17 protein-coding genes are annotated in these 22,770 nt (G+C 69.4%); 11 read left to right on the top strand and 6 right to left on the bottom strand.

The window, feature by feature from the left end:
* Window positions 1-64: 64 nt before the first annotated feature.
* Window positions 65-448 carry a VOC family protein gene (locus ACZ7OU_RS08360; protein WP_470240499.1) on the top strand — a complete coding sequence of 128 codons (384 nt, stop codon included), beginning with the start codon at window positions 65-67 and terminating at the stop codon, window positions 446-448.
* Here the strand turns inward: ACZ7OU_RS08360 and ACZ7OU_RS08355 are convergent.
* Window positions 424-912: a DUF6328 family protein gene (locus ACZ7OU_RS08355; RefSeq protein ID WP_470240498.1), complete on the bottom strand. Its 489-nt coding sequence runs from the start codon at window positions 910-912 to the stop codon at window positions 424-426. The genes ACZ7OU_RS08360 and ACZ7OU_RS08355 overlap by 25 nt on opposite strands.
* A gap of 29 nt (window positions 913-941) precedes the next feature.
* Window positions 942-1,901, bottom strand: coding sequence for a helix-turn-helix transcriptional regulator (locus ACZ7OU_RS08350; protein WP_470254633.1), 960 nt, complete (start codon window positions 1,899-1,901; stop codon window positions 942-944).
* Between the two features lie 151 nt (window positions 1,902-2,052).
* Here ACZ7OU_RS08350 and ACZ7OU_RS08345 point away from each other — a divergent pair, with 151 nt between their 5' ends.
* Entirely contained in the window at window positions 2,053-2,667 is a 615-nt protein-coding gene (locus tag ACZ7OU_RS08345) for a GNAT family N-acetyltransferase (RefSeq protein WP_470254632.1), read from the top strand.
* A 4-nt stretch (window positions 2,668-2,671) separates the two neighbouring features.
* Here the strand turns inward: ACZ7OU_RS08345 and ACZ7OU_RS08340 are convergent, their stop codons facing one another.
* From ACZ7OU_RS08340 to ACZ7OU_RS08330, 3 genes are all read right to left on the bottom strand, one after another.
* The gene (locus ACZ7OU_RS08340; protein WP_470240495.1) at window positions 2,672-3,064 is read right to left on the bottom strand and encodes a TIGR03667 family PPOX class F420-dependent oxidoreductase; all 393 of its coding nucleotides are present in this window, start codon (window positions 3,062-3,064) and stop codon (window positions 2,672-2,674) included.
* Between the two features lie 68 nt (window positions 3,065-3,132).
* Window positions 3,133-5,067 (bottom strand): DUF2339 domain-containing protein, encoded by a 1,935-nt coding sequence (locus ACZ7OU_RS08335; protein WP_470254631.1) that lies wholly within the window; start codon window positions 5,065-5,067, stop codon window positions 3,133-3,135.
* A 45-nt stretch (window positions 5,068-5,112) separates the two neighbouring features.
* Window positions 5,113-6,075 (bottom strand): Gfo/Idh/MocA family protein, encoded by a 963-nt coding sequence (locus ACZ7OU_RS08330; RefSeq protein ID WP_470254630.1) that lies wholly within the window; start codon window positions 6,073-6,075, stop codon window positions 5,113-5,115.
* 97 nt (window positions 6,076-6,172) lie between these two features.
* Between ACZ7OU_RS08330 and ACZ7OU_RS08325 the strand changes: the two genes are divergently transcribed.
* A complete protein-coding gene (locus tag ACZ7OU_RS08325) occupies window positions 6,173-6,565 on the top strand; it encodes a hypothetical protein (RefSeq protein ID WP_155547965.1) in 393 nt (130 codons plus the stop codon).
* Between the two features lie 38 nt (window positions 6,566-6,603).
* Window positions 6,604-7,743 (top strand): tRNA dihydrouridine synthase DusB, encoded by a 1,140-nt coding sequence (dusB, locus tag ACZ7OU_RS08320; protein ID WP_470254629.1) that lies wholly within the window; start codon window positions 6,604-6,606, stop codon window positions 7,741-7,743.
* A 13-nt stretch (window positions 7,744-7,756) separates the two neighbouring features.
* Here dusB and ACZ7OU_RS08315 read toward each other — a convergent pair whose 3' ends face one another.
* The gene (locus ACZ7OU_RS08315) at window positions 7,757-10,348 is read right to left on the bottom strand and encodes a P-loop NTPase fold protein (protein WP_470254628.1); all 2,592 of its coding nucleotides are present in this window, start codon (window positions 10,346-10,348) and stop codon (window positions 7,757-7,759) included.
* 374 nt (window positions 10,349-10,722) lie between these two features.
* Here ACZ7OU_RS08315 and ACZ7OU_RS08310 point away from each other — a divergent pair, with 374 nt between their 5' ends.
* The 7 genes from ACZ7OU_RS08310 to ACZ7OU_RS08280 all read left to right on the top strand — a co-directional run bounded on the left by ACZ7OU_RS08310 (window position 10,723) and on the right by ACZ7OU_RS08280 (window position 22,744).
* Entirely contained in the window at window positions 10,723-13,155 is a 2,433-nt protein-coding gene (locus ACZ7OU_RS08310) for a vWA domain-containing protein (RefSeq protein WP_470254627.1), read from the top strand.
* Window positions 13,156-13,174: 19 nt separating this feature from the next.
* Window positions 13,175-16,324 (top strand): tubulin-like doman-containing protein, encoded by a 3,150-nt coding sequence (locus tag ACZ7OU_RS08305; RefSeq protein ID WP_470254626.1) that lies wholly within the window; start codon window positions 13,175-13,177, stop codon window positions 16,322-16,324.
* Entirely contained in the window at window positions 16,321-18,480 is a 2,160-nt protein-coding gene (locus ACZ7OU_RS08300; RefSeq protein WP_470254625.1) for a hypothetical protein, read from the top strand. The genes ACZ7OU_RS08305 and ACZ7OU_RS08300 overlap by 4 nt, the downstream gene beginning before the upstream one ends.
* Window positions 18,481-19,470 carry a hypothetical protein gene (locus ACZ7OU_RS08295; RefSeq protein WP_470254624.1) on the top strand — a complete coding sequence of 330 codons (990 nt, stop codon included), beginning with the start codon at window positions 18,481-18,483 and terminating at the stop codon, window positions 19,468-19,470.
* On the top strand, window positions 19,467-20,543 hold the full coding sequence (locus tag ACZ7OU_RS08290; protein WP_470254623.1) for a hypothetical protein: 1,077 nt from the start codon (window positions 19,467-19,469) through the stop codon (window positions 20,541-20,543). Before ACZ7OU_RS08295 ends, ACZ7OU_RS08290 begins: the two co-directional genes overlap by 4 nt.
* Window positions 20,540-21,961: a hypothetical protein gene (locus ACZ7OU_RS08285; RefSeq protein ID WP_470254622.1), complete on the top strand. Its 1,422-nt coding sequence runs from the start codon at window positions 20,540-20,542 to the stop codon at window positions 21,959-21,961. Before ACZ7OU_RS08290 ends, ACZ7OU_RS08285 begins: the two co-directional genes overlap by 4 nt.
* Window positions 21,962-22,090: 129 nt before the next feature.
* Window positions 22,091-22,744 (top strand): VC0807 family protein, encoded by a 654-nt coding sequence (locus tag ACZ7OU_RS08280; protein ID WP_470254621.1) that lies wholly within the window; start codon window positions 22,091-22,093, stop codon window positions 22,742-22,744.
* Window positions 22,745-22,770 lie beyond the last annotated feature (26 nt).

The raw sequence follows: 22,770 nt of genomic DNA, 5'->3' as shown, positions 1-22,770 counted from the left end.
TCGGAAGGCACGTCGATTTTTTATTGTCCCCCCACTGTCAAGGCCGCTGTTGTACTGTGCGCGCATGCGGGTATTCCGGCTGATCCAGCCCGTCGACGACATCGAGACCGCGGCCGCCTTCTACGCCGCCGTCCTCGGCCACCCCGGTGAGCGGATCTCGGTCAACCGGCACTACTTCACCTGCGGCGACGTCGTGCTCGCCTGCGTCGAGGCGCCGCTCGAACACCGCGAACCGCGGCCCCAGCGGGACCCGCGGATCGTCTACCTCGCGGTCGAAGACGTCGAGGAGACGTTCCGGCTGGTGCGGGACGCCGGGCCGCGCTGGATCGACGACGCGATCGAGACCCAGTTCTGGGGCGAACGGTCCTTCTACGCGGACGACCCGTTCGGCAACCCGCTCTGCTTCGTCCAGGAGGACACGCTCTACCTGGGCGGGCCCGTCGGCTGAGCGCCGTTCGCGCGGTGGATCCGCAGCGGCATGACGAACCAGAGCATCCCGAAGAGCAGCACGCACAACGCGGCCATGACGACCATCGCGATCCCGCCGTAAACCACCTTCGCGATCAGCGCGACCGTCGACGTGATCGCCAGGGCCAGACAGACCAGGCCGACCAGCACGAGCCGGTTGCCGACGGTCAGGATCCGTTCCCGGCTACCCGTGCGGAACAGCAGGCGGTGCCACGCCGCGGGCGCGGTCAGCAGCGCCGTCGCCGCCACCGCGAGCGCTACCGCGGACAGGTGCAGCGACTTCTCGAACCCGCTGGCGTCGTGGAACCGGTCGGTGAACACGACCGAAAGCAGGAAGCCGAAGAGGATCTGCACGCCGGCCTGCGCGACCCGCAGCTCCTGCAGCAGCTCGCCGATGTTGCGCGTCAGCCGCTCATTGCGGGTTTCGCCGGTCTGTTCCGCCACGGGACGACGATACGCGGGCTCCCCGCGGTTCACCCGTTCTCGGCGGCGGCCACCAGGCGCTGCCCGAGGGCGCGCGCGGCCGCCCGGATCTCCGCGCACCCGGCGATCCGGTACGGCGCCGGGATCCTCGCGAGCTGCTCGGCGTACCAGCCGGGGTTGCTGGTGCTGCCACGCAGGCGGGTCGTCCCGTCGTCGACGCGCTCGAGCTGCCCGGCGGCGCGGGGCAGGCACCGGCGCACCAGGTCGAGGGGCGCGTCGATGACGACCTCGACGTCGTACTCCCAGCCGACGGACAGGTGTTCCTCGACCATGGCGACCGGGTCGAGGTCGCGGGGTGGCTCGAAGGTGTCGTCGCGGAGTTCGACGCCGCGGACCCGGTCGATCCGGTACGCCCGGCGCGCGTCCTTCCGGTGGGTGCGGCACAGCAGGTACCAGCGGCCGTGGCGGACGACGACGGCCCACGGGTCGACGTCGCCGGTCCATTCGTTGCCGGCCTCGGAGCGGTAGCCGAGCCGGACCCGCCGGTGCTCGGCGCAGGCGTGCACGAGGGCGGCGGTGGTGCCGGGGTCCGGCCGCGCGGCGGCGGCGTCCGGCGCGGGCGCGGCGGTCCGCCGGACGGCCTCGGCCTGCGCGGCGACCGGCTCGGGCAGCGCCTGCACGATCTTGCCGAGCGCGCCGCCGACCAGGGTGGCGGGATCACCGGCGTCGTGGTGACCGTCGAGCACGGCCATGACCAGGCCGAGTGCCTCGGCGGGGCTGAACGTCAGCGGGGGCAGCCGCAGGCCGCGCCCGACCCGGTAACCGCCGTAGGGCCCGCGGACGGAGACGACCGGGATACCGGCCTCGCGCAGGATGCCGACGTAGCGCCGGGCGGCGCGTTCGGAGACGCCGAGCTTGCCGGCGAGCCGGTCGGCGGTGATGCCCGGAGTGGCCTGGAGGAGTTCGAGGGTGCGCAGCGCCCGCGCCGTCGGGCTCGTGTCGTCCGCCATGGGAGTTCTCGATTCCGGAAGTGGATCGTCCGGAATGGATCCTAGGCTCCGCGGTCATGACCGACTCCTACGCGACCCTGGACGCGGGGCAGCTCCGCGCCAACCTGCTCCGCGAAGCCGTGGACGGCCTGGTGGGCGAAGACGTGCCGGCGTGACGGCGGCCGAAGACGTCACCGTCGTCCCCGCCAACGAGGCGTCGTGGGACGACGTCGCCGCGGTCTTCGGGACCGCCGACTACCCCGCCCGCTGCCAGTGCCAGCGGTTCAAGGTCGCCGGCTGGATCTGGCGCGACTCCACGCGGGAGCAGCGCACCGCCATGCTGCGGACCCAGACCGCCTGCGGCGAGCCGGACGCCGCCACCAGCGGGCTCGTCGCCTACGTCGGCGGCGAGCCGGCCGGCTGGGTCGCCGTCGAGCCGCGGAGCGCCTACCCCAAGCTGCGCGGCACACGTGTCCCGTGGACCGGCCGTACCGAGGACAAGGACGACGACGGTGTCTGGGCGGTGACGTGTTTCGCCGTCCGCAAGGGTTTCCGCGGCCGCGGCCTCACCTACCCGCTCGCCCGCGCCACGATCGGCTTCGCCCGCGAACGCGGGGCCCGCGCGCTCGAGGCGTACCCGATGATCACCCGGCCGGGCAAGGAGATCACCTGGGGCGAGCTGCACGTCGGCGCCCGCCAGGTGTTCGCGGAAGCGGGCTTCGAGGAGGTCAGCCACCCGACGCCGCGGCGCGTCGTCATGCGGATCGAGTTGTCTACTGTGGACTGACCCGTCACCACCCCCAGGTGCGGTCGGGCACCACGCGGATGCGGACGGAGTACTCGGCGTCGAACCCGCCGGGCTCCTCGAACCCGATGGCGGCGTAGGACGGGCCGTACTTCTCGAGGTACCCCGGCGCTTCGGACGCCTTCCCCTCGTCGACGTGCGCCTTCCCGTTGACGACGAGGATCGCGCCGCCGCTTTCGTTGCCGTTGAGGTGAAAACTCACCTCGGGGTTGGCTTCGATGTGCCTGAGCTTCGCGGTGTCCGGCTTGCTGAACACCACGATGTCGTCGCCGTCGAGCACGAACCACACCGGCCGCGGCGCGGGCCGGCCCTTCGGCGTGACGGTGGTCAGCCAGCCGATCTTCTCCGCGGCGCGGTCGGCGAGTTTCGGTTCTGCCATCGGTACTGCCCCCTGGTCGTCGGTCGTGTGATCCAGGTAACCACGAGGCACCGACAATTCTTCCCGCGTCAGCGTGACGCGACGAGCCGGGCGTACCGCGCGCCGGCCGCGAGCAGGACCAGTCCGGCGCCGAGGAACGCGCCGACCCGTGCCAGGCCGTCGAGCGCGGACAGGTCGAACAGCACCAGCTTGAGCACGGCGGCGCCGACCAGGACCAGCCCGCTCACGCGCAGCCCGACGACGGCGATACCGCGCAGCAGCAGCACGAGTGCGGCGATCGTCCAGGAGACCGTGATCAGCGCGTGGCCGAGGAGGAAGCCGGTGCGGCCGGGAACGGCCAGCAGCGACGCGCACAGCACGACCCCGGCGGCGCCGTAGAGCGCGGAAACCCCGGCGACGAGCCAGATCGGCAGGTCGTCGGCCGGTCCGCGGAAGACCGCCAGCCGCACCGCCGCCCACGGCAGCGCGACCGAAACCGCGAGGAGCAGCAACGCGACGGCGAGCGCGCCGGCGACGTCACCGGCCGGCCGGATCCGGTACACCATCAGCAAAGCGGGCGTGACGTCGAAGAACACGCCGACCAGGCCACCGATCGTCGCGAAGCCGAGCGCGGCCGTCAGCGCGAACCGGTTGCGCCCGCCCACCGCGGCCACGACGAGCAGCAGCGCCTCACCCAGCAGCACCGCGGCGCGGGCCGGGCCGTCGAACTGGGTGACCGTCGCCTGCAGGATCGCCAGCAGCCCGGCGAGCCCGGCCAGCTGCCCGGCGAGCCCCGGCCACCAGCGACGCGCCGCCCAGACGGCCAGGAGGACCACGCCGGCGCCGGCCGCGACGGGCACGGCCTGGACCTTGGGCAGGAGCAGCGCCGCGACCAGTGTCGGGACGATCGCCGTCGCCAGCACGGAAAGCGCGGCGGGGTCGTTTTCCCGGCGGCGCAGCACGACCAGCGCGAGGGCGACGCAGACGACACCCGCGCCGAGCGCGGCGGCGGTGTTCTCCCAGGTGCCGTGCCCGACCGCGGTGCTGATGACGGAGGCGAACAGCGGCGGCACCCCGGCGGCGAGCGTCAGCGACGACCAGTCGCGGCGCAGCTGCACCGGCGCCGTCGCGAGCTGGACCATCAGCAGGAAGGCGACGAGCTCCGGGGTGAACCCGCGGGTGATCATCGGCGCGCACACGGCACAGCCGACGACGACCACGGAAGCCAGCAGCGGCGAATCCCAGCGCAGGGCCACGAGCAGCCCGCCGACGGCGACCGTGAGGCCCACGGCGAGCCCGGCGAGCACCGGCAGGAAGTCGTACAGCGACGTCGCGGCGACGGCGTCCAGGTACAGCGTCGCGATGCCGGTCCAGGCGAGGGCGAACGCCCCGGTGCGACCGGCGGGCTTGCGGTGCAGCCAGACGCCGGCGCCGGTCAGCGCGAGCCCGAAGGCGGCGCCGACGAGCACGCGCGGCAGCGGCCCGAGCCAGCCCCGCTGGACGGCCAGCACGAGCAGCAGGACGACACCGAGCAGCGTCACGGCCCCACCGACCCAGGCCAGGACACGGCTGCCGGCGCCTTCCTTGCCGAGCTTTTCGCCGAGCGTCTGGCGCGGCGGAGCGGGCAGGTAGGGCGACGGCGGCGGGACGTAGTGCTGCTGGGGCGGCTGCCAGGGGTTGTGGGGCCACGGCGGCGGCATCTGCGGCATCTGCGGCATCTGCGGCGGCTGCGGCGGCTGGGGCGGCTGGGGCCAGGGCTGCGACTGGAGTTGCGGCTGGGGTTGCGGCTGGGGCTGGGGCTGGGGCTGCTGAGATTGCGGTTGTGGCTGTTCGGCCTGCTTGGGCTGTTCGGCCGGCTTCGGCTGGCCGGCCTGCTGGGCCTGCTCAGCCGGCTTCGGCTGCTCAGCCGGCGTCGGCTGCTCGACCCGCACGGATCGCAATTCGGAGCCCACCACGGCGAGACGACGCCCCAGGTCGTCGATCTCGCCGGCGAGCCGGAGGAGCACATCTGCCTCGGTGGTCATACCAGACAGAGTCACCCACAAGGGGCGTCCGGCGGATCCGTAGCACTACTCAACCGCGTTGAGTACCTCATCCATGGTCGTCATGATCGAGACGGTTTCGTCGAGCGGCATGAGCGCGCTCTCGGTCTCGCCGGCGGCCAGCAGCCGCGCCACTTCGTCGGCCTGGTGCCGCAGGCCACGGCCCTCATCGAAGTACTCGAAGCGGCTTCGCTCGCCTTCGCGCGGGATGAGCGTGAAGGACGCGGGCGCGTAGAACGGGCCTTCGATCTCGATGCGCGCGTCGGTGCCGACGATGGCCGCGGTCGTCGGCGAAACCGCGCTCAACGTGCAGCTCAGCACGGCCTGCGCCCCGCTCGCGTAGCCGAACAGCATCGACGTCTGCGCGTCGACGCCGGTGAACGCGGGAGTCGCCATGGCGGCGACGCGGTCGGGCGTGCCGAGCACCATCGACGCGAACGAAACCGGGTAGATCCCCAGGTCGAGCAGGGCGCCACCGCCCAGTTCGGGCGCGAACAGCCGGAAGGCGGGGTCCTCGGCGAACCACTGCCCGTGGTCGGCCATGACGGTGACGACGTCGCCGAGGCTCGGCAGCAGCTCGCGGACGTGCCGGATGTGCGGCAGGAAGCGCGTCCACATGGCTTCCATGAGGAAGAGGTCGCGTTCCCGGGCGAGCGCGACGAGGTCACGCGCCTCGTCGGCGTTCATCGTGAACGGCTTCTCGACCAGCACGGGCTTGCCGGCCTCGAGCGCGAGCCGCGCGTTGCCGTGGTGCAGGGGGTGCGGCGTGGCGACGTAGACGATGTCGACGTCCGGATCGTTCGCGAGAGCTTCGTAGCTGCTGTGCCGGGCCGGGATGCCGCGCTGCTCGGCGAAGGCGTCGGCGCTTTCGGCCGTGCGCGACCCGACCGCGGCGACGACGCCGGAATCCGTCAGCTTCAGATCGTCCGCGAAGGCGCCGGCGATGCCACCGGTCCCCATGATTCCCCAGCGCAGGGGCTTGTCGGTCATGCCGGAACCCTACGGGCAGTGGCGGTAAAACCACGGTGGATACCCGCCGCGCGATCGGGCAGGGTGGTGGTTTCCCGAGTCGAGCGGAGGGCCTGCCGTGCCCCGTCGCCGTGTTCCCGAACGTGCCACGCCCGTCGGCGCCGGCCGCATCTTCCTGCCGGTGATGCTGGTGGTCTTCGGCCTGGGCACGCTGGTGCTCCTGGTCGCCTCGATCAAGGTCCTGGCGGACGACCTCGGCCACGGCGGCGATCCGTCGCCGTGGTTCGTGCTGTCGGTGTTCGCGACAGCGATCCAGCTGCTGGCCGTCGTCGCACTCGGTTTTCGCCGTCGCTGGGGCGCGAAGCTGCTCGCGGCGGCGTTCGTGGCGAGCGTGCTGCTGGACTTCACCGGACTCACCGGGCTGACCACCGGAGCGGTCCTGATCAAGATCATCGCGGCCGGCCTCTTGGCCACGGCGATCCTGGTCCGCTGGGACGACCTCGTCGCCTGACCCGCCCCTGGTCGACGTGATCGACACCACAAGCGACAATGGAAGACGTGACCGCCACCCTGAGCAAGCCCGCCCTGAAGATCGGCCCCTACCAGGTCGATCCTCCTGTGGTGCTCGCTCCGATGGCCGGCATCACCAACGTCGCCTTCCGGCAGCTGTGCGCCGAGTACGGCGCCGGCATCTACGTGTGCGAAATGATCACCGCGCGAGCCGTCGTGGAACGGCACCCCGCGACCATGCACATGATGACCTTCGGGGCCGACGAAAAGCCCCGGTCCATGCAGCTCTACGGCGTCGACCCGAAGACCATGGCCGAAGCCGTCCGGATCATCGTCGGCGAAGGGCTCGCCGACCACATCGACTCCAACTTCGGCTGCCCCGTCGCGAAGGTGACGCGCAAGGGTGGCGGGGCCGCGCTGCCGTACAAGCGGAAGCTGTTCGAGGCGATCGTCCGGGAGTCCGCGAAAGCGGCGGGCGACGTGCCGTTCACCGTCAAGTTCCGCATCGGCATCGACGACGACCACCGCACCTTCCTCGACGCCGGCCGCATCGCCGAAGCCGAGGGCGCCGCCGCCGTCAGCCTGCACGCGCGCACCGCCGCGCAGCGCTACTCCGGCCAGGCCGACTGGACGAAGATCACCGCCCTCAAGGAAGCCGTCACCAGCATCCCGGTCCTCGGCAACGGCGACATCTTCTCCGCCGCCGACGCCCTGCGCATGGTCGACGAGACCGGCTGCGACGGCGTGGTCGTCGGCCGCGGCTGCCTCGGCCGGCCGTGGCTGTTCGGTGAGCTGGAAGCCGCGTTCGCCGGCCGCCCGCTGCCGACGCCGCCGAACCTGGGCGAGGTGGCCGGCGTGCTGCGCCGGCACGCCGAGCTGCTCATCCAGCACGACGGCGAGACCAAGGCCCTGCGCGACCTGCGCAAGCACATGGCCTGGTACTTCATGAACTTCCCGGTCGGCTCCGAACTGCGCCGCGGCTTCGCGATGGTCTCCGGCCTCCCCGAGCTCGACGACCTGATCGGCCGCCTCGACCACGACGCCCCGTTCCCGGACAACGCCGACGGCCCCCGCGGACGCCAGGGCTCACCGGGCAAGGTCACGCTGCCCCACGGCTGGCTGAACGACCCGGACGACGACTGCGTCCCGGAAGCGGAAGACATGCACTCCGGTGGCTGAGCTGCAGGCTCGCTCAAATGAGCCGTGCCGCCAGCGCGGCGACTTTGTCTCCTTCGTACCTCGCGAAGAGTTCGCGAATGCCGTCGACACATTCACCGTGCACCGGGTCATGGAGCTTCAGGTCGCGCACGATGACGGACCACTCCCAGTCGCTCGTCGCGTTCGCCAGCAGCTCCATCCCGTTCTTCCCATCGGTGACCCGGTGCAGTGTCCGCTGCGCCGCAGGCCAGCGCGCGATGATCTCGGCAAGGATCACGAGGTGGCGGGCCTGCTCGGCGAGATCGGCGTGATCGACGCGGCTGAGCACCCGGACGTAGTACTGCCAGATCGTGAGCAGCCTCTTTACTTCGCGCACCGACAGCTCCCGCTGTTCCCTCAGCCGCTCGGTGATGCGCTGCCGAACGCCGGGGTGGTGTTCGAGCACCTTGATCATTTCACTGACTTTCGAGGTCGTGAGCGACCGACCGCCGTCCGCGGAGTTCGTTGCCGGCTCCGCGACCGGATTCGGCGGGCCGTCGCGCCACCCGGTGGACGCATCCGCCACAGAACGCCGTGACTCCTCGCCACCGAGGAGGTGTTCGAGGAGCCTCGGAACATCCCCGGGGACCGCAGGCGGAATCGGGATGGGCAGCTGGATGAGCTTGCGCAGGAAGCTCCATCCAGGGCTGGGGTCGTCGCCGTGCAGGGTTTTGTCCTTCAAGGACGCGTACACCTCGTCCAGATGGGCAGCGACCGTGGTCGTGTCCAAGCAGAGCACGAACCTGGTGACCGGAAAGGTTCGGGTCACGAAAAGGTTGATCGCCTCGAAGACTTCCGCAGTGGCGCGCGGGGTGCAGCGGTCGAGGTCGTCGATGAAGACGACGATGTGGTGACCGCTGACGCGGACGTCTTCCAGAACCCTGAACACATCGTGCTGAGCGAGGTAGAGCGAGCCCGACCGCGCGTTGTGGTAGGGGTCGCGGACCGTTTCGTCCTTGGTGCCGCTCGGCACCGGCCCCACGAACAGGTCCGCGGGCAGGAAGTCGGCCGCCGGGCGGCGCCAGAACCGCCCGACCGTGTGCAGGATCCCGAACAGGAACAGGGTGAAGGCGACGAGCAACGCAATGTTGGACCCGGCGATGACCCAGGCGACGAGCCGGTAGGTGTCGGTCGACCTCGCCATCTGAGCGACGAGGGGAGCCACGAGGGCCAGCACTGACACCGTCAGCATCGGTGACAAGACGCTCTTGCGGAGCGCCCGGCGCAACCGCATCCGATCCACGCGCTCGAGGTTGCGGCGGAACCAGTAGGCCTCGGTCGCCGCTCGTTGCGACGGGAGCAGGTGCTCCGCCACAGCATCCAGGACGGTGGTCGTGAGGCCGGCCCAGACCTGCTCGCTCGTCTGGTGCGCCCACGGTTGGAAGTGCGCGGTAATCAGTGACGGGGTGTCGGGAACTGCCCGGGGCATCGCCTCGTCGGTCGGCAGGACTCCGTTCCGGCCGCCCAGCAACCGGTCGGCACGGCGAGCCGTCAACCGCTTGCCGCGGTCCGGCGGCGGAGCCGGGCGCGGAGCGGTTTCGAGCTGCCGCCCGACGAGGTCGACCAGCGACGTCTTGCCGGTTCCCCACGCTCCGTCCAGCGCGATCACGGTCGGACCGGACTGATCATGATCCTCTCCCGAAGACTCGGAAGGCTGCTCCCTCACCGGGGTGATCAGGTCCGCCAGCGCCCTGATCATGGCTTCCCGGCGGAGGAAGTCCGCCGTCGGCGGGCGGTCGGCGTATCCGCGGGTCCGGACCTGCCACGCGGCCGAAGCGTCGCCGGCCGGGTCGGTCGTGAACGGCTCGTGCTCGCCGTCGCCATCGCGGCTACCGGTGACCGAGTCGCTGATCCTTCTGACGAAGGCCTTGACCTGACCGTAGACGAGCGAGCCTCGGTCGGCCGGTTTGCAAATGTTGAAGTGGTTCTCGTCGACCGGGATCAGCCGGACCCCGGCCAGGCCCGGGTCGGCGGAAACCTCGTCCACGACTCGCACGCCCTGCGTCCGAGACGTCTCGAAGAAAATCAGGTTAGCGATCTCGGAGCGGTCCGCCCAGTCCCGGTAACGCTCATTGAGCGACGTCAGGAAGTCAGTGCTCTGCCGCAGCCCTTCGACACCCGGGATCCTCCGGTACGTGGCGCCCAATGCCGTCACGAAGTCTGCCATGCCGGATCTCGCGTGCGGAGTACCAAGGAAAACGATGCCTTTCGCAGCACGCGCGAAAGGCGCGTACTCGGCACGTTCATAGGCCGCACTGAGCAGCATCTCCTTAACCAACAACCCACCCGTGCTGTGGGTTATGAAACACAACGGCCGTCGCCCGATGTCGAAATTCTGCAACTGGGCCAGCAGGTTGATCGCCCGTTCCCGGATCGGCATCGCCTTGCCCAGCCACGTGTTCGATGACGCGTCATACCCCATGGACCACACCGCGACATCCGGTATGTCTTCCGTCAGCCAGGCCGGCCAGAACGAATCGGGTTCGGACGTCGACCACGAACCACGGGGGTCGCCGTTCAGGCCGTGCACGAAGACCACGTCCATGTTCGCCCCGCCGCGCTCGCTGACGGCGACGATCTCGGTCACTATGCCTCCACTGCGGAAATCGCCGGCAACGCACCTGTGCACACTCGCGTTCAACAATCGCCCCGGCTCGCATACCCGTTACGTGACGCGGCCGTGTCCTCCTTGCGGGTGCGTCTACCGCGCTTCCGTTGTCGAGTACAGGACAAAAACACGACAACTCGCCCGCACGGAGAATCGTTATCGCCAGGAAGAGCTGGTCGATTGCGCGCGTTTTACAAGGAACCGCTGTACGGGCGTAACTGCTCCGTCCTGTAACGACGAACGACGGCACCCCGACTCCTAGGCTGTTCGCTGTCGATGACTCACAGTCCCAGTCCGGAAAGGGCTTCTTCCATGCTCGGCTCCCTGATTCTGTCGCGGGCGGAGTGATCGGGATGACCGTTCTCGCAAGAACGTCCCGGCGCCGCTTCCGATACCTCCTCGGATTGTCACTCTTCCTGCCGATCCTGACGCCTGCCGCTGTTTCCGCGCAGGATTCGCCAGCCACGCTTCCGGCGCTCCAGGTCTCGATACTGGTGGACGAGTCGGGAAGCATCAGCGAAGCCGACGTAGTGAAGGAGAAGGAGGCGGCCAGAACGATCGCGGGTGGTGTGCTGGCGCCGGGTTCGGTCGTTTCCGTGGTTGGTTTCGGCAGTTCGAACGGTCCGGGACAGAGCCCGGTCGACGTCGTTTGCGCGCCGACACTTTTCGACTCCGCACAGAAGCGCGACTCTCTCGCGAACTGCATCGGTGGCCTGCACCGGCGGACGCCCGCCGAGGGCGACGACACTGACCACGTGGCCGCGCTGCAGCAGGCACAGGCGTTCCTGCAGGCGGGCGGGCCACAGAAGAAGGTCGTCTTTCTGCTGACCGACGGCAAGCTCAACGTGGCGAACAGTCAATTCTGGGGCGACACACCACAACGCCGGAACGACGCGGCCACCGCGAAACTGGCCGAGGTCCTCAAGGAACTCGGCGGGGCCGGCGTGCAAGTGTGGCCGCTCGGTTTCGGTTCGGTCGACCAAAACGCATTGCGCGGCTTCGCGCAGGGTAAGAGCTGCAGCCCGGCCGCGGCCGACCCGCACGAGCAGGTCACGCCGACCTCAGCAGAGCTGACCAAGGCCGTCAGCGAGGCTCTCAGTTCGGCGAGCTGCGTGAAGTACGAGCCGCCCGCGACGGGCCGGGTGCCCCAGGGCGGTGCCACCGACCTGCAAGTCTCCATCCCCGCCGTCGCCAGCGACGCTTCGATCCTCGTCTACAAGCGTGATCCTCGTGTCCAGGTCGAGTATTGGGCACCGGGCGCAACCAAGGCCGTTTCAGCGGCGGCCGGCTCCCCGGGCGGATCGCACTTCGAGTTCGTGGGCCAGACCACCGAGACGGAATCATTGCGGATCACCGATCCCGAGCCGGGGGAATGGCGAATCCACCTCTCCTCCGGCGACGTGCCTGCCCAGGACGTGGCCGCCACGGTCGTCTACCAGGCCGCGGTGAAGGCGTACCTGAACGTCACCCCACCGCAGCCCGCCGCCGGCCAGGCGGTCTCTATCGAGATGCAGGTCTGGGCCAGGGGTCACGCGATCACGGACGCGAACACCCTGCAGGGGCTCACCTTCGTAACCAGTGTCAGCGGTGCCGGCGCACCGGCGCAGGACCTGCCTCTCGCCGACGGTGACCACGACGGGACGTTCTCCGCACAGTACAAGGTGCCCGACGGGGCCTCGGGCGACCTCACCTTCACCGGCCGGGTCTCCGGGATCGGCATCGGCGGAGACACCCGGATCTTCCCAGCGCGCATCCGGAGCGGCCCCGCCACCATCCAGGCGCAGATCCTCTTCGACACCAACGACGCCGAGCTCACCCCCGGCGCCTCCGTCTCGGGTTCCGTAGCGGTCGCCAACCAGTCCGGGAAGGCGACCCGGCTGCGGCTGGAGGTGGTGGAGCCGACCGAAGGCACCGCGCTGACCGTCGACCCCGGGATCGTCCAAGCAGCCCCCGGCCAGACCACCACGCCGTTCACGCTGCACTTCGGAACGAGTTCCCCGCTCGGCGGGAACGCCGCCAAGCTCCGGCTGGTCGACGACACCAACCCCCAGGTCGCTGTCGCGGAACGGCTCTACGCCGCGACCATCGAGCCGGAGCCAGGAATCGTGCAGAAGTACTTCTGGTACCTCGTCGGGCTGGCCGCCCTGGTCGTCACGGCACTGGTTTTCGGCTACGTCCGGCTGCGGGCCCGGAAGGACGACCGCAGCGTGCGCGGCCTCAAGGTACGGCTGCTCCACCACGGCGACCCCCGGCCGGAACTCGAGCCGCGCGAGCCACGCGCCCGCCGGTTCAGGTTCGTCGTCCAGACCGACTTCACCGGACCGCAGTTGCACGAGCCGGCCCCCGGTGACACGCAGTTCTTCGAGATCCGCCGTGCCGGACAGCGGATCGAATTCGTCCCGCCCGGCGCTGCGGCCATCCGGCTCCTACCCGGCCAGCATCAGGAGATCGACCCCGACCTGGAGATCGTGATCCTCGACGAGCGTGGCAGCGCCGCCGATCCGGTGCCCGGAGTCCCGGTGGCCGACATGGGGTACGACCCCTTCGGCGGTGCCGTCCCAGGGCCGTCGTCAGCCAGCGGGTTCGACGTCTCGCCGGCGGAGGGTGCCCCGCAGCCGCTGCCGCCCGACCCGTTCGCCAGCGCAGCTCACGACCCTGGGAACGGCCACAACGGCGGTCCTGGTCACGACGATCCGTTCGACGAGGACCCCTTCCACAGCGCACCGCCGGCGGGCGCCCCACGGCGCGAATCCGCGCCACTCGATCCCTACAACCCGTTCAGCTGACCGTGAGGACGATGCCGCGATGAGGATCTATCAACCGATGCTGTTCGTCGGGCTCGGTGGGACGGGCTGCAAGGTCGGTGCCGAGCTCGAAAAGAGCCTCCGGGAAGAGCTGTGCGGACCGGACGGGACACGGCTTCTCTCCGACATGCAGGACTCGCAGTTCCTGCCTTATCAGCTGCCCTCCTGCTTGCAGTTCGTCTACGCGGACCTCAGCGCGAACGAGCTCCAGCGGGTCCGCCGTGAGGTCGTGCCCGGCCGGGAACACGAGCAGGCGGCCCGCCGGACCATGCACCTCATCACCGACCTGGTGCCGGCCCGGCTCTCGAACTCCGCCGAGGTGGCCGAAAGCCTCCGGATCAACATCAAGGACGAAGAGGCCATCCGCTGGCTGCCGCCGCGGGAGACCGATCCGCTGATCGGCCCGCTCGTACGCGGAGCCGGTCAGCTCCCCACGGTCGGGCGCGGCGTCCTGTTCGAGACCCTCAGGCGAAACCCCGACACCGCCCTGCTGGCGATCAAGGAAGCGCTCGCCGCCATCAACAAGTCCGCTGGTGACCTGTTCGTGCTCAGCGGACGGCGGTCCCAGCGCGTCAATCCGGTGATCGTGTTCGTGGCGTTCTCCGTGGCCGGCGGTACGGGCTGCGGTATCTACTACGACTACCTGCACTTGATCGGCGAGCTGATGCAGCGGGGTGGGAAGAACGCCGAGATCTACCCGCTGGTTCTGATGCCCTCGGCATTCGACGAGGGTCAGGGTGGGGGGCGCGCAGCCGACCTCAACGCAGGTTCCGCACTCGTGGACCTCTTCCGGCTGGTCGACGATCAGAACGCGCATGGCTCCCCTGAGGCCCTGGACGCTCGCGGCACCCGGGGCGCGGTGTCCGTGCACTACCCACAGCTGGAGCAGGTCCAGCTGGCCGCGAACACTGTGCAGACCGCGTTCCTCTTCGGCAGGCCGGTCGGTGGTGTGCGCCGCGACGACCTGAACCGCTCGATGGTCTCCCTGATGACGTCGCTGATCGGCGCCGGCCCGTCCGGTCCGGATGAGGAGGACGGCGGCGGCTCGAACCGGCCGTACCAGTCGTTCGCGGACGGCTTCATCAACAGCCAGGTTGACCGGCACGCCACCGCCGACACCGGCGTCGGCAGGCGTGGGGTAACCACCAGCGCAGTGGCCGCGCTGACCATCCCGCTGCTGGAGCTGACCGACGTTGTCAGCTCGCACCTGCTCGCCAACGCGATCAACCAACTGCGTGTGCCGCCACTCGCCGCGGAGACCAACAAGAGCCACATCCGGCGCTTCATCACCGCGTCCGGTTTGGACAAGCTGCTCGAAGCGATCCCCAACCGACTGCCGCCTCAGGGCTCTCCCGTCGGCTACGGGCCGGTCCTCGCGGCCCTCACCGAACGCGCCAACGCGATGAGCACCAACATCGACCGCGGGCCGGAGCTCCTCGCCGGTCCGGTCGCGAACCTGGCCCAGGCCTTCGACCCCGTCGCCGCGGCCAGTGCGCTCTTGAGCGACATCGACTTGTTTCGCCTGCAGCGCGGGCTGTTCGGGCACCGCGATCTAACCGATCCGCTGGACCAGAACGGTTTCCGGGCATTGCTGGAGAGCTGGCGATCCCCGCCGCCGGAACCGGCCGGCCTCAGCAGCGCGGCCCCGCCACTGCCGAACGAACTGCGCCGCAAGAAGATGCAGCTGCAGCGTGTGCGGATCACCGACGCGCCCGCGCAGAACGTCGTGCGCTTGCAGGACAACTGGTACGCCTGGCAGACGCGCCGGATCTGGAACGCCACGTGGAACAACAGCCACCGCTTGTGGAGCCGACCGTGGCAGGCGTTCGTCCAAGAGTTCCAGGGCATCCATGACCAGTTCGTGCACCACGCGCGGAACGACCCTCAGCAGTTCGACCAGCGCGCGCAGGACCTCTACAAGCCGCGGGTCGGCGTCGGGTACCTGCTCCCGCCGGAGAACCTCGGCCTCGAAGGCTTCTACCAGACCGTGCTGGAACGGCTGAAGCTCGGCTTCTCCCAACACCTCGCGCCCAACGCCGGTGAAGGGGACGTGCTCAACCTGCTGCTGGGCAAGGAGGGTTGGACGATCGCGTACGAAAAGGGCAGGCGCGATCCGGAGTCCGCGGTCGCCTATGTGCGCCAGCGGATCAAGCAGGCCGTGACCGAGCAGGTCCGGCCGAACGACCGCGGTGTTCCAGCGCTGATCCCGCGGATGGAGGACCTGCTGGCGAACGCGGTCCAGCGCCGTGATCGCACGGTCACCGACGGCGACCTCAACCGGTTCAGGCAGAAGCTCGCGGAACTGGTCCCCGGCGGTTTCGCGCCGGACGGCCGAGCGCCGCTTAAGGCCCTGTTCACCTACCCGGCCGCGCAGGAGAGCGACGAGATCGAGCGGTTGCTCCGCCGCGAGGTCTCCTTGCCGGCCGACATGATGGGCGAACCGGAGTTTCGCGCGGTCCAGTCGGACTCCATGGTTGTGGTGCTGACCCGCAGTTCGATGGGCATCACCGAGGTGCCCGAGCTGCGCCGCGTGGTGAAGCTCTGGGCCGAAGCACAGGGACAGCCACAGCCGCAGGACACGCTGCCCTGGCGCCGGCGGCTGAGCCAGGAAACCGACTACCTGCTGATGGACGGCCGCGATCGGCGGCAGATCCTGCACCGGCTGCTCTGCGCGGCCTGGGAGGGCCGGATCTTCATCGACGGCGACCCTGCGAGTCCGCGCTCCATCGCGGTCGAACTCGGCGGCCGCGACGCGGTGCCGATGAAGCTCGAGCTCACCCCGCTAGGCGCGCTTTCGTCATGGGCCAGCGTGCTGCAGGCCTACGAGCACTGGATCCTCACCGACGACCAGCAGGCGCGCCGCAGCCTCGCGGCCAGGTTGATGTCGTCGGCGCCCACGGGAGCCAACAGGTCACCTTCACCACCGGCCCGGGAGTTCACCACCATTGTCGACCTCGCCGAGCAGGAACTGCTGATGACCAAAAAGGCCAGGGAGAACCGCGTGCTCAGCCGGGACCCGCAGCTGGCCGTCTTCCGCGAATTCTGGTCGGAAACACTGCCCGCGGCACTGGCCCAGGACGTCCAGGGCACGACGAAGAACCTCATCGACCTGCGTGAGCTGGTCGACGTCGCGGACGGATTAGACCGATGACGCTGGTGAGCACCTCGAAGGTGACCCTCCTGGACCTGCGCGACGAAGCAGCGGGCGTGCCGGCCGGGATCTCGGGCCGGGTAGCGGTCCTCGACGACGCCGACACGCTCGTCGAGCACGCGGAAACCTACCTGTCCCTGGTGGGCGGCGACATGGTGACGGCGGTCGTGTGCGTCGCGATCGGCGAAGCCAGCACGGACAACCCGCTCGACGGCGTCATCCTCAAGGTGCCACCGGCCTTGCGGCACGCGACCGTCCTCTGGGCCGGCGACCGGCGCGGGGTCGATTGGGCTCCGGACACTGCGCGGCTACGCCCCGCCGCCGCGGGCGACGCGCTCGACGGGCTCATTTCCGCGTTGCTCGTGCCTGAGCTCTTCGACCGCGTTGTCACCGTGTCGGGCGAGCTTGCCGGACCGGCGGCCAATCCGGGGATCCGGCTGGTCTCCCACGCTGTCGACCCCGAGGAACTGGCGGCCGCCGGTGCCGTAGGCGTGCGGGCGCTCTGCGCCGAAGACCAGTCGCCGTCGCACGACTTGGCCGCGAAGATCCGCCGGCTCGACGACACGCGGGACCCCGGCGGTGCGGTGCTTTTCGGCGCCGTCGCGAAGGCCGGGACGGATGCCAAGCACCGGCTGGACCAGGTCGAAGTACTGGCCCGGTCGCTGATCAACGCGAGGGCGCTGCTCGGGCCTGGCCGCGCCGCAGAGCTCGCCGAGCAGGTGGCGTTGGCGAGCAAAGCGGCCGAGAACTACCGTCGGCACCTGGCCGAGCTGGTGAATCGGATCGACGGCCAGCTCCAGGTGGGGAACCCGCCGATCGAGAGCGTGGTGGAGCTCGGTGTCCGCACCCCGCCCGAAGCGCGGCGACACGAGATCGCCGAAGGCCTGCGGCTGGCGATCGAAACCCGGCTCGACGAAGGCGCGTCACTGCCGGCCCTGGCCCAGGAGACCCGATTCGCGTCCGAGAACAGCCGCCCCCAGGGCTGCGCGGCGACGGTCGAGAAGTTCGAACGCTGCGGCTCACTGAGCCTGGTTCTTCCACCCGTCCGCCGGTGGCCGCTGCCTTCAGCGGTGTTCCCGCTGGTGTTCGTCGGCTGCGCGCTGCTCGCCGCGGTACGTGCGGGCTGGCCCGGAGTGCTGGCGAGCGCGCTGCTCGCGGTCGTGTGGATCGCGGCCGGATCGCTCGTGGTGCGTCGCCGGCCTGGCCAAGAGTCCGGTTCCGTCGTCGTCGCCACCTATGCCGCGATCGCCCTTCTCGGGGTGGGCACCGGAGCTCTCCTCTCCCGAGCGCTGGCTGACCAGCTGACCGTTCCGCCTCTGACCGCGGACATCGCGACCGTGCTGACCGTGCTCGGCACTGTCGCCGCGGTCGTGCTCGGGTGGCGGTCGACCACGCGCCGGTGGTGCGCCGAGCTGCCGATCGGCGCACTTCGCCAGAGCCTCGACGAGTTGAGGCGGTTGGCCGAACAAGTCGTCGTCGCCGAATGGCTGCCGATGCGCCGGCACCGGGCGATCGCCGCTGCTGCTGCGGAGGTGTCGAGAGGGCTCGAAGAGCTGGCCGAGACCTTGAAGAAGGCAGAGAAATCGCTGGTCAACGCCGCGGGAGAGCCCCCCGGAGCCCGACTGCGGCCGGTCCCTACGGAACTGTACGAAGTCGTCCACGGCGACCTCGCGGATCTCTGCCGCACTGCCCTCGCGCCCGCGTGGCCGGCGGCGGAGTCATCGTTGCGGACCCCGCTGGGTGGCTACTCCCAGCGGCTCGAGTACCTGCTCGACGAGTACCGGACCCACCTCGAAGCTGCCGGTCTGCTGACCACACCGTCGTTCAACCACGCTCCCGCACCCCGGGATGCCTTGATGGCCCGCATGTGGGCCGAGTCGCCCGCGGCGCTCGAGGCGTTGCGCACCCGCGTAGACGGCGAAATGACCCAGCTCTGCCGCAGCGGCCAGCTGGGCTATCTGAGCACGGCCGCCGAGCCCGCTCTGGTCCGGTTCGCCCCGGCCCAGCTACGACAGGTGCTCGAGCACGACGTCGCCCACCAACGCCTGGCCACCGACCCCGGCGTCGAGTGGAGCGCCGGGGAGCTCGTCGGCGCCCTGCGACTGCTGCCGCTGCGACCGGAGTCCGTCCGCCAGGTACTGGGAGGTGCCCGCTAAATGGAAGCCAGGACCGAAGTGGTGTGGTGCCGGGACGTGACGGGACGGCTACGCGACATCACGCTCACCGACCACAGCGAGTTCGTCTCGCCGGGGGCGACGCTGGAGCAGCGGATCGTCCTCGCCAACCAGCAGCGGTTGGTTCGCAAGTTCGTTTCGCGGGCCGCTGGGCGGCGCAACCCCCGGCTCTACACGCTGCTGGACAACGAGATCCGCGCCGGCGCCCGGCTCGGGCAGGTCTACACCGACGAGTACCCGCCGGAGCTGGCCAGGCTCGTCGCCTACAACGTCGACGTCGAAGAGCCGTTCGTGCTGCTACGCGCCTACACCGGCGAACCGGTTGCTGCCGGGGTGAAGGGATTCGACGACGATCAGCGGCGGCAGTTCGACCTCAGCCTCCTCCGCGCCGTCCAGCTCATCGGCGCGGCCGCGGTCGTCCATGGGGCGGTGAACTTCGACGCCATCCGCTGGGACGGCCGGCACGTCCAGCTCGTCGACTTCGAATGGGCGCAGCGCGCAGGCGAGCCGAGACGACGCGGTGGGCCGCCGCCCCGCACACCCGAGCAGCTCGAAGGAACGGGAATCGTCGACATTCGCGACGACGTCTGGGCGGCCGGCCGGGTCGTCCGCCGCAACCATCTGGGCGCACTGGCCGACAGCGCCTGGCCCGACCGGAACCGGGATCCTGAACGGCTTCGTTCCCTGCTGTCCACCGTCTTCGACAATCCCCCTGAACACCGGCCACACGCGGTCGAACTGCTCGCCAAACTGCGGGTGCGAAGTCCGCTCCCTCATCGGGAGACCCCTGGGGAGGCCTTCCGCACGGGACGCAAGGAGTTCGACGAAGCCGGACTCCGCAAGCGCGGGCCCGGCGCAACCGATGTTGCTCCGAAACAGTCGGGGAACGGCCAGGCCGGCCGAAAAAATTGGCGCCGGTTCCCGTTCCGCACCACCGCACTCCTCGCGCTGCTGATGGCGGTGGTCCGATGACCGCCGGCCTCGGTCCAGGACGAAACGTGCGGTGCCCGATGTGCGCCGACGACTTCCCCTGGCCGCAGGGACCGACGATCGCCATCTTCGACGAAGACGCCGGCGACTACGCGAACCACGACCTCAGCCAGATGTCCGAGGCGAGACGGATCGACGCCTTCCGCAATGGCTACCGGCAGTGCCCGAACCCGTCCGGGGATTCGTTCCCGCACTTCCTGCCCGCCACCTACGCCGACTACGGTGAACCACTCGTGATCGGACTCGTCGGAGGTCCGTCTGCGGGGAAGACCCACTTGCTGACCGCGATGATCCGGCAGGCCTATCTGGTCGGCCTCAACGCATATGGGGTGAAGGTGTCGGCTCTCGACCGCCGCCGCCACGACCTCTTCCGTGAGAGCTTCATCGAGCCGTTCGAACGTGGAGCCGCGCTGCCGGGATCTCGTCCCGGATCGATCGAAGCCGACATCCTGCTGCTGGAAGGCCCCCACGGTGCCCGGCCGGTGACGTTCTTCGACGTTTCGGGAGAAGACCTCGAGAAGACCGATGTTCAAAACCGGGCTACCCGATTCCTGCTCGCGGCGACGGCAGTGATCTTCGTTCAGGCCTCGGAGGATCTGCCGGAGGCGGGGGCTTCACACGCACTGAGCGAGAACCGTTCGTTCGAACTGGCTGTCCAGCGACTGCAGAGCCGCACCGGACTCGCCGCGGCGATCGCGGTCACGAAGTCGGACCGTCTCCGCTACCTGCCACCTGCCGATCGGTGGCTGCGCGAGAGCGACGCGGCTTCGTTGAGCGCGGCGGAGATCCGCGCCGAAAGCCGGGACGCCTATTCCTACCTGCGATACGTCGGTGCGGGGTCATCACTCAGACCGTACGAGGCGTTCCCACGCTGCACCGTGCACTTCGTATCCGCGAGTGGCGGAGAAGCGATTCAAGTGACGCCAGGCGACGATACCAAAAAGTATTTCCCCCACGGGGTGCGTCCCACCCGCGTGCTGACCCCGTTGATCTCGATTTTGGCCATGTCCGGTGTCCTCGCCGGGCCGGAAGCAGAGAAGGTGGGACTCCCGTGACCGGCCACCCCCGCTCCGAAGAGTTCCTCCACCAGGCCTTTTTCGGCTGGTCCGACACGAACAAGCGCCAGACCCTGCTCGTTTCTTCGATGTCGCCGAAGGACGAATACCAATGGTTGCGCCTCCTGGAGCGATATATCAGGCTCCAGGCCGTCAACAGCGCCACGGCGCCACCGCACGCCCTGTCGTACTTCGTCTTCGGCGACATGGCGGCAGTCATGCGCCGGGTGCGCCACGGCTACTCCGACGGCCGGACCAATTCACACGTCTTGATCGGCCCAGCCGATCTCCTCGACACGTCGGCTGCACTGGCCTTGGGAGCCTGGCCCGACTGGCAGGCGACACCGCCACCGGCGCTGGAGCCGATCCCCGCGTCGAACCTCGCCACGACCGCCGACAAACATGCCGCCGAGCAGCACCGACCCTACGTGGACGAGCTGGAGCGCGGCCTCGCTTCAGCGCTGTCTCGGCTGCTTGACGACCCGTACCTGCCCTTGACCATCGTGGGTTGTCCCGAGGAATATCGGCTGCCGTTCGTCTGGGGGCTGCGTGAGGTTGCCGCCGAGCACCTGCCGATCGACGTGCCGTGGACCTTCTCGACCTACGAGGATCGTCACGACGTCGAAGGACTGCCGCAAATCGTCTTCGTCCCCGCCCCTCCGAAGACGGCGGCTGTGGTCCGGCGCGCGAAAGTCCTAACGCGCCAGGCGCCGACCGGTCAGAACGCAAAGCTGGCTACCCAGCTCGTCGCTCTGTTCTTGCACGGCACACCGTTGCCGGAGGCGGAGACCCGCGAAGAACCTTCCGTGTTCGAACCTGCTCGGTCCTTCAGCGAGCCCGGACCAGCTGAGCAGCCGGCGTACGAATCACGGCCGGAACCCCACCACGTTCCGAAGCACGGCAGACGCGCCGACGGTCTGCTGACGGCGGACTCCGTCGAAAGCCTCCAGCAGGAGCTACGCTCGCTCGCGAGCACGTGGATCGGGTCGCAGGGGCGTGACGTTCTGCGGCGAGACCTGAATTCCCAGGTATTGAGCACTGCCGCCCGGACCGTCGAGATTGTCGTGCGGGAGCAGCTGCTCAGCGAACTGCTCGAAGTCACCTACGGTCCTGACTTGGCCGACCTCGACGATCCTGTCGCCGTGCACCACGCGATCGACGTCGTGCGTCAGTGCCCGTCGGAGCCGCTCGCGATGATGATCAGCGCTTCCGCCGGGCGGAAGTTTCCCGACAAGGCCTGGACGGCAGCGCTCGAACGCTGGACCAGAAGCGACGGCTCGGCACCCCCCGGTCCGTCGGGCCGAGGTACCCAGGCGACCGCGGGCGTGGGTGGGAGCGAGCACATCCAGATAGTCCTCGCCGTCGCCGGAGTAGCGGTGCTCCTGATCGTCTTCTTACTGGGCTACCTGGTGGCCTAGCCGGCCGGCCTAGCCCGGCCACCGACTCCCGGCGGAATCGGCGGCCGGGCAACGACCGTGACACTTGTCAGGGCTAAAACCGGCCGGAACGCACCCTTCCGGAACCCCGTGCCGCGACAAGCTTTTCGCATGACGAACAACAACGGACTCGGTTCCCTGCTCCAGACCCTCGGTGTCGAGATCGCCGTCCCGCTCGGCGTCTACTACGGACTCCACTCGCTCGGCGCCAGCGACTTCGCCGCCCTCGCCCTCTCCGGGGTCTTTCCGCTGGCCAGGACGCTCTTCCAGTTCGCCAAGCACCGCACCCTCAACGGGCTCGCGCTCGTCGTCCTCGTGACCAACGTCGTCGGGATGCTGCTGACCTTCGTCTCCGGGGATGCGCGCATGATGATCGCCAAGGACTCGATCGGGAGCGGGTTCGTCGGGCTCGTCATCCTGGTCTCCGCGTTCACCGCGCAGCCGATCATGACGAAGACCCTGCGCCCGTTCCTCACCCACGGCAAGGACGACCACGAAGCCGCCTGGGAGCGCCTGAACCCCAACCCGAGGTTCGCGAAAGTCCTGCGTCGCAGCAGCTTCATCTGGGGTGTCGGGTTCATGCTCGAAAGCGCCGCTCGCGTGGTCGGTGCCTTCACGCTGCCCGTCTCGACCATGGTGTGGCTGAGCACGGTCATCTTCGTGACCTCGTTCGCGGTGATCATGGTGGCCGCCGGGGCCTCCGCGAAGGAAGCCGGCGAGATGGTCGCGCGGGAAGCCGGCGCGAAGCAGCTCGTCGCCGCTTGACCAGCACGAACGCAGCGTGTACAGGT

Source organism: Amycolatopsis sp. NPDC114505 (assembly GCF_055633615.1).
This window is presented reverse-complemented; position numbering and strand designations above follow the sequence as displayed.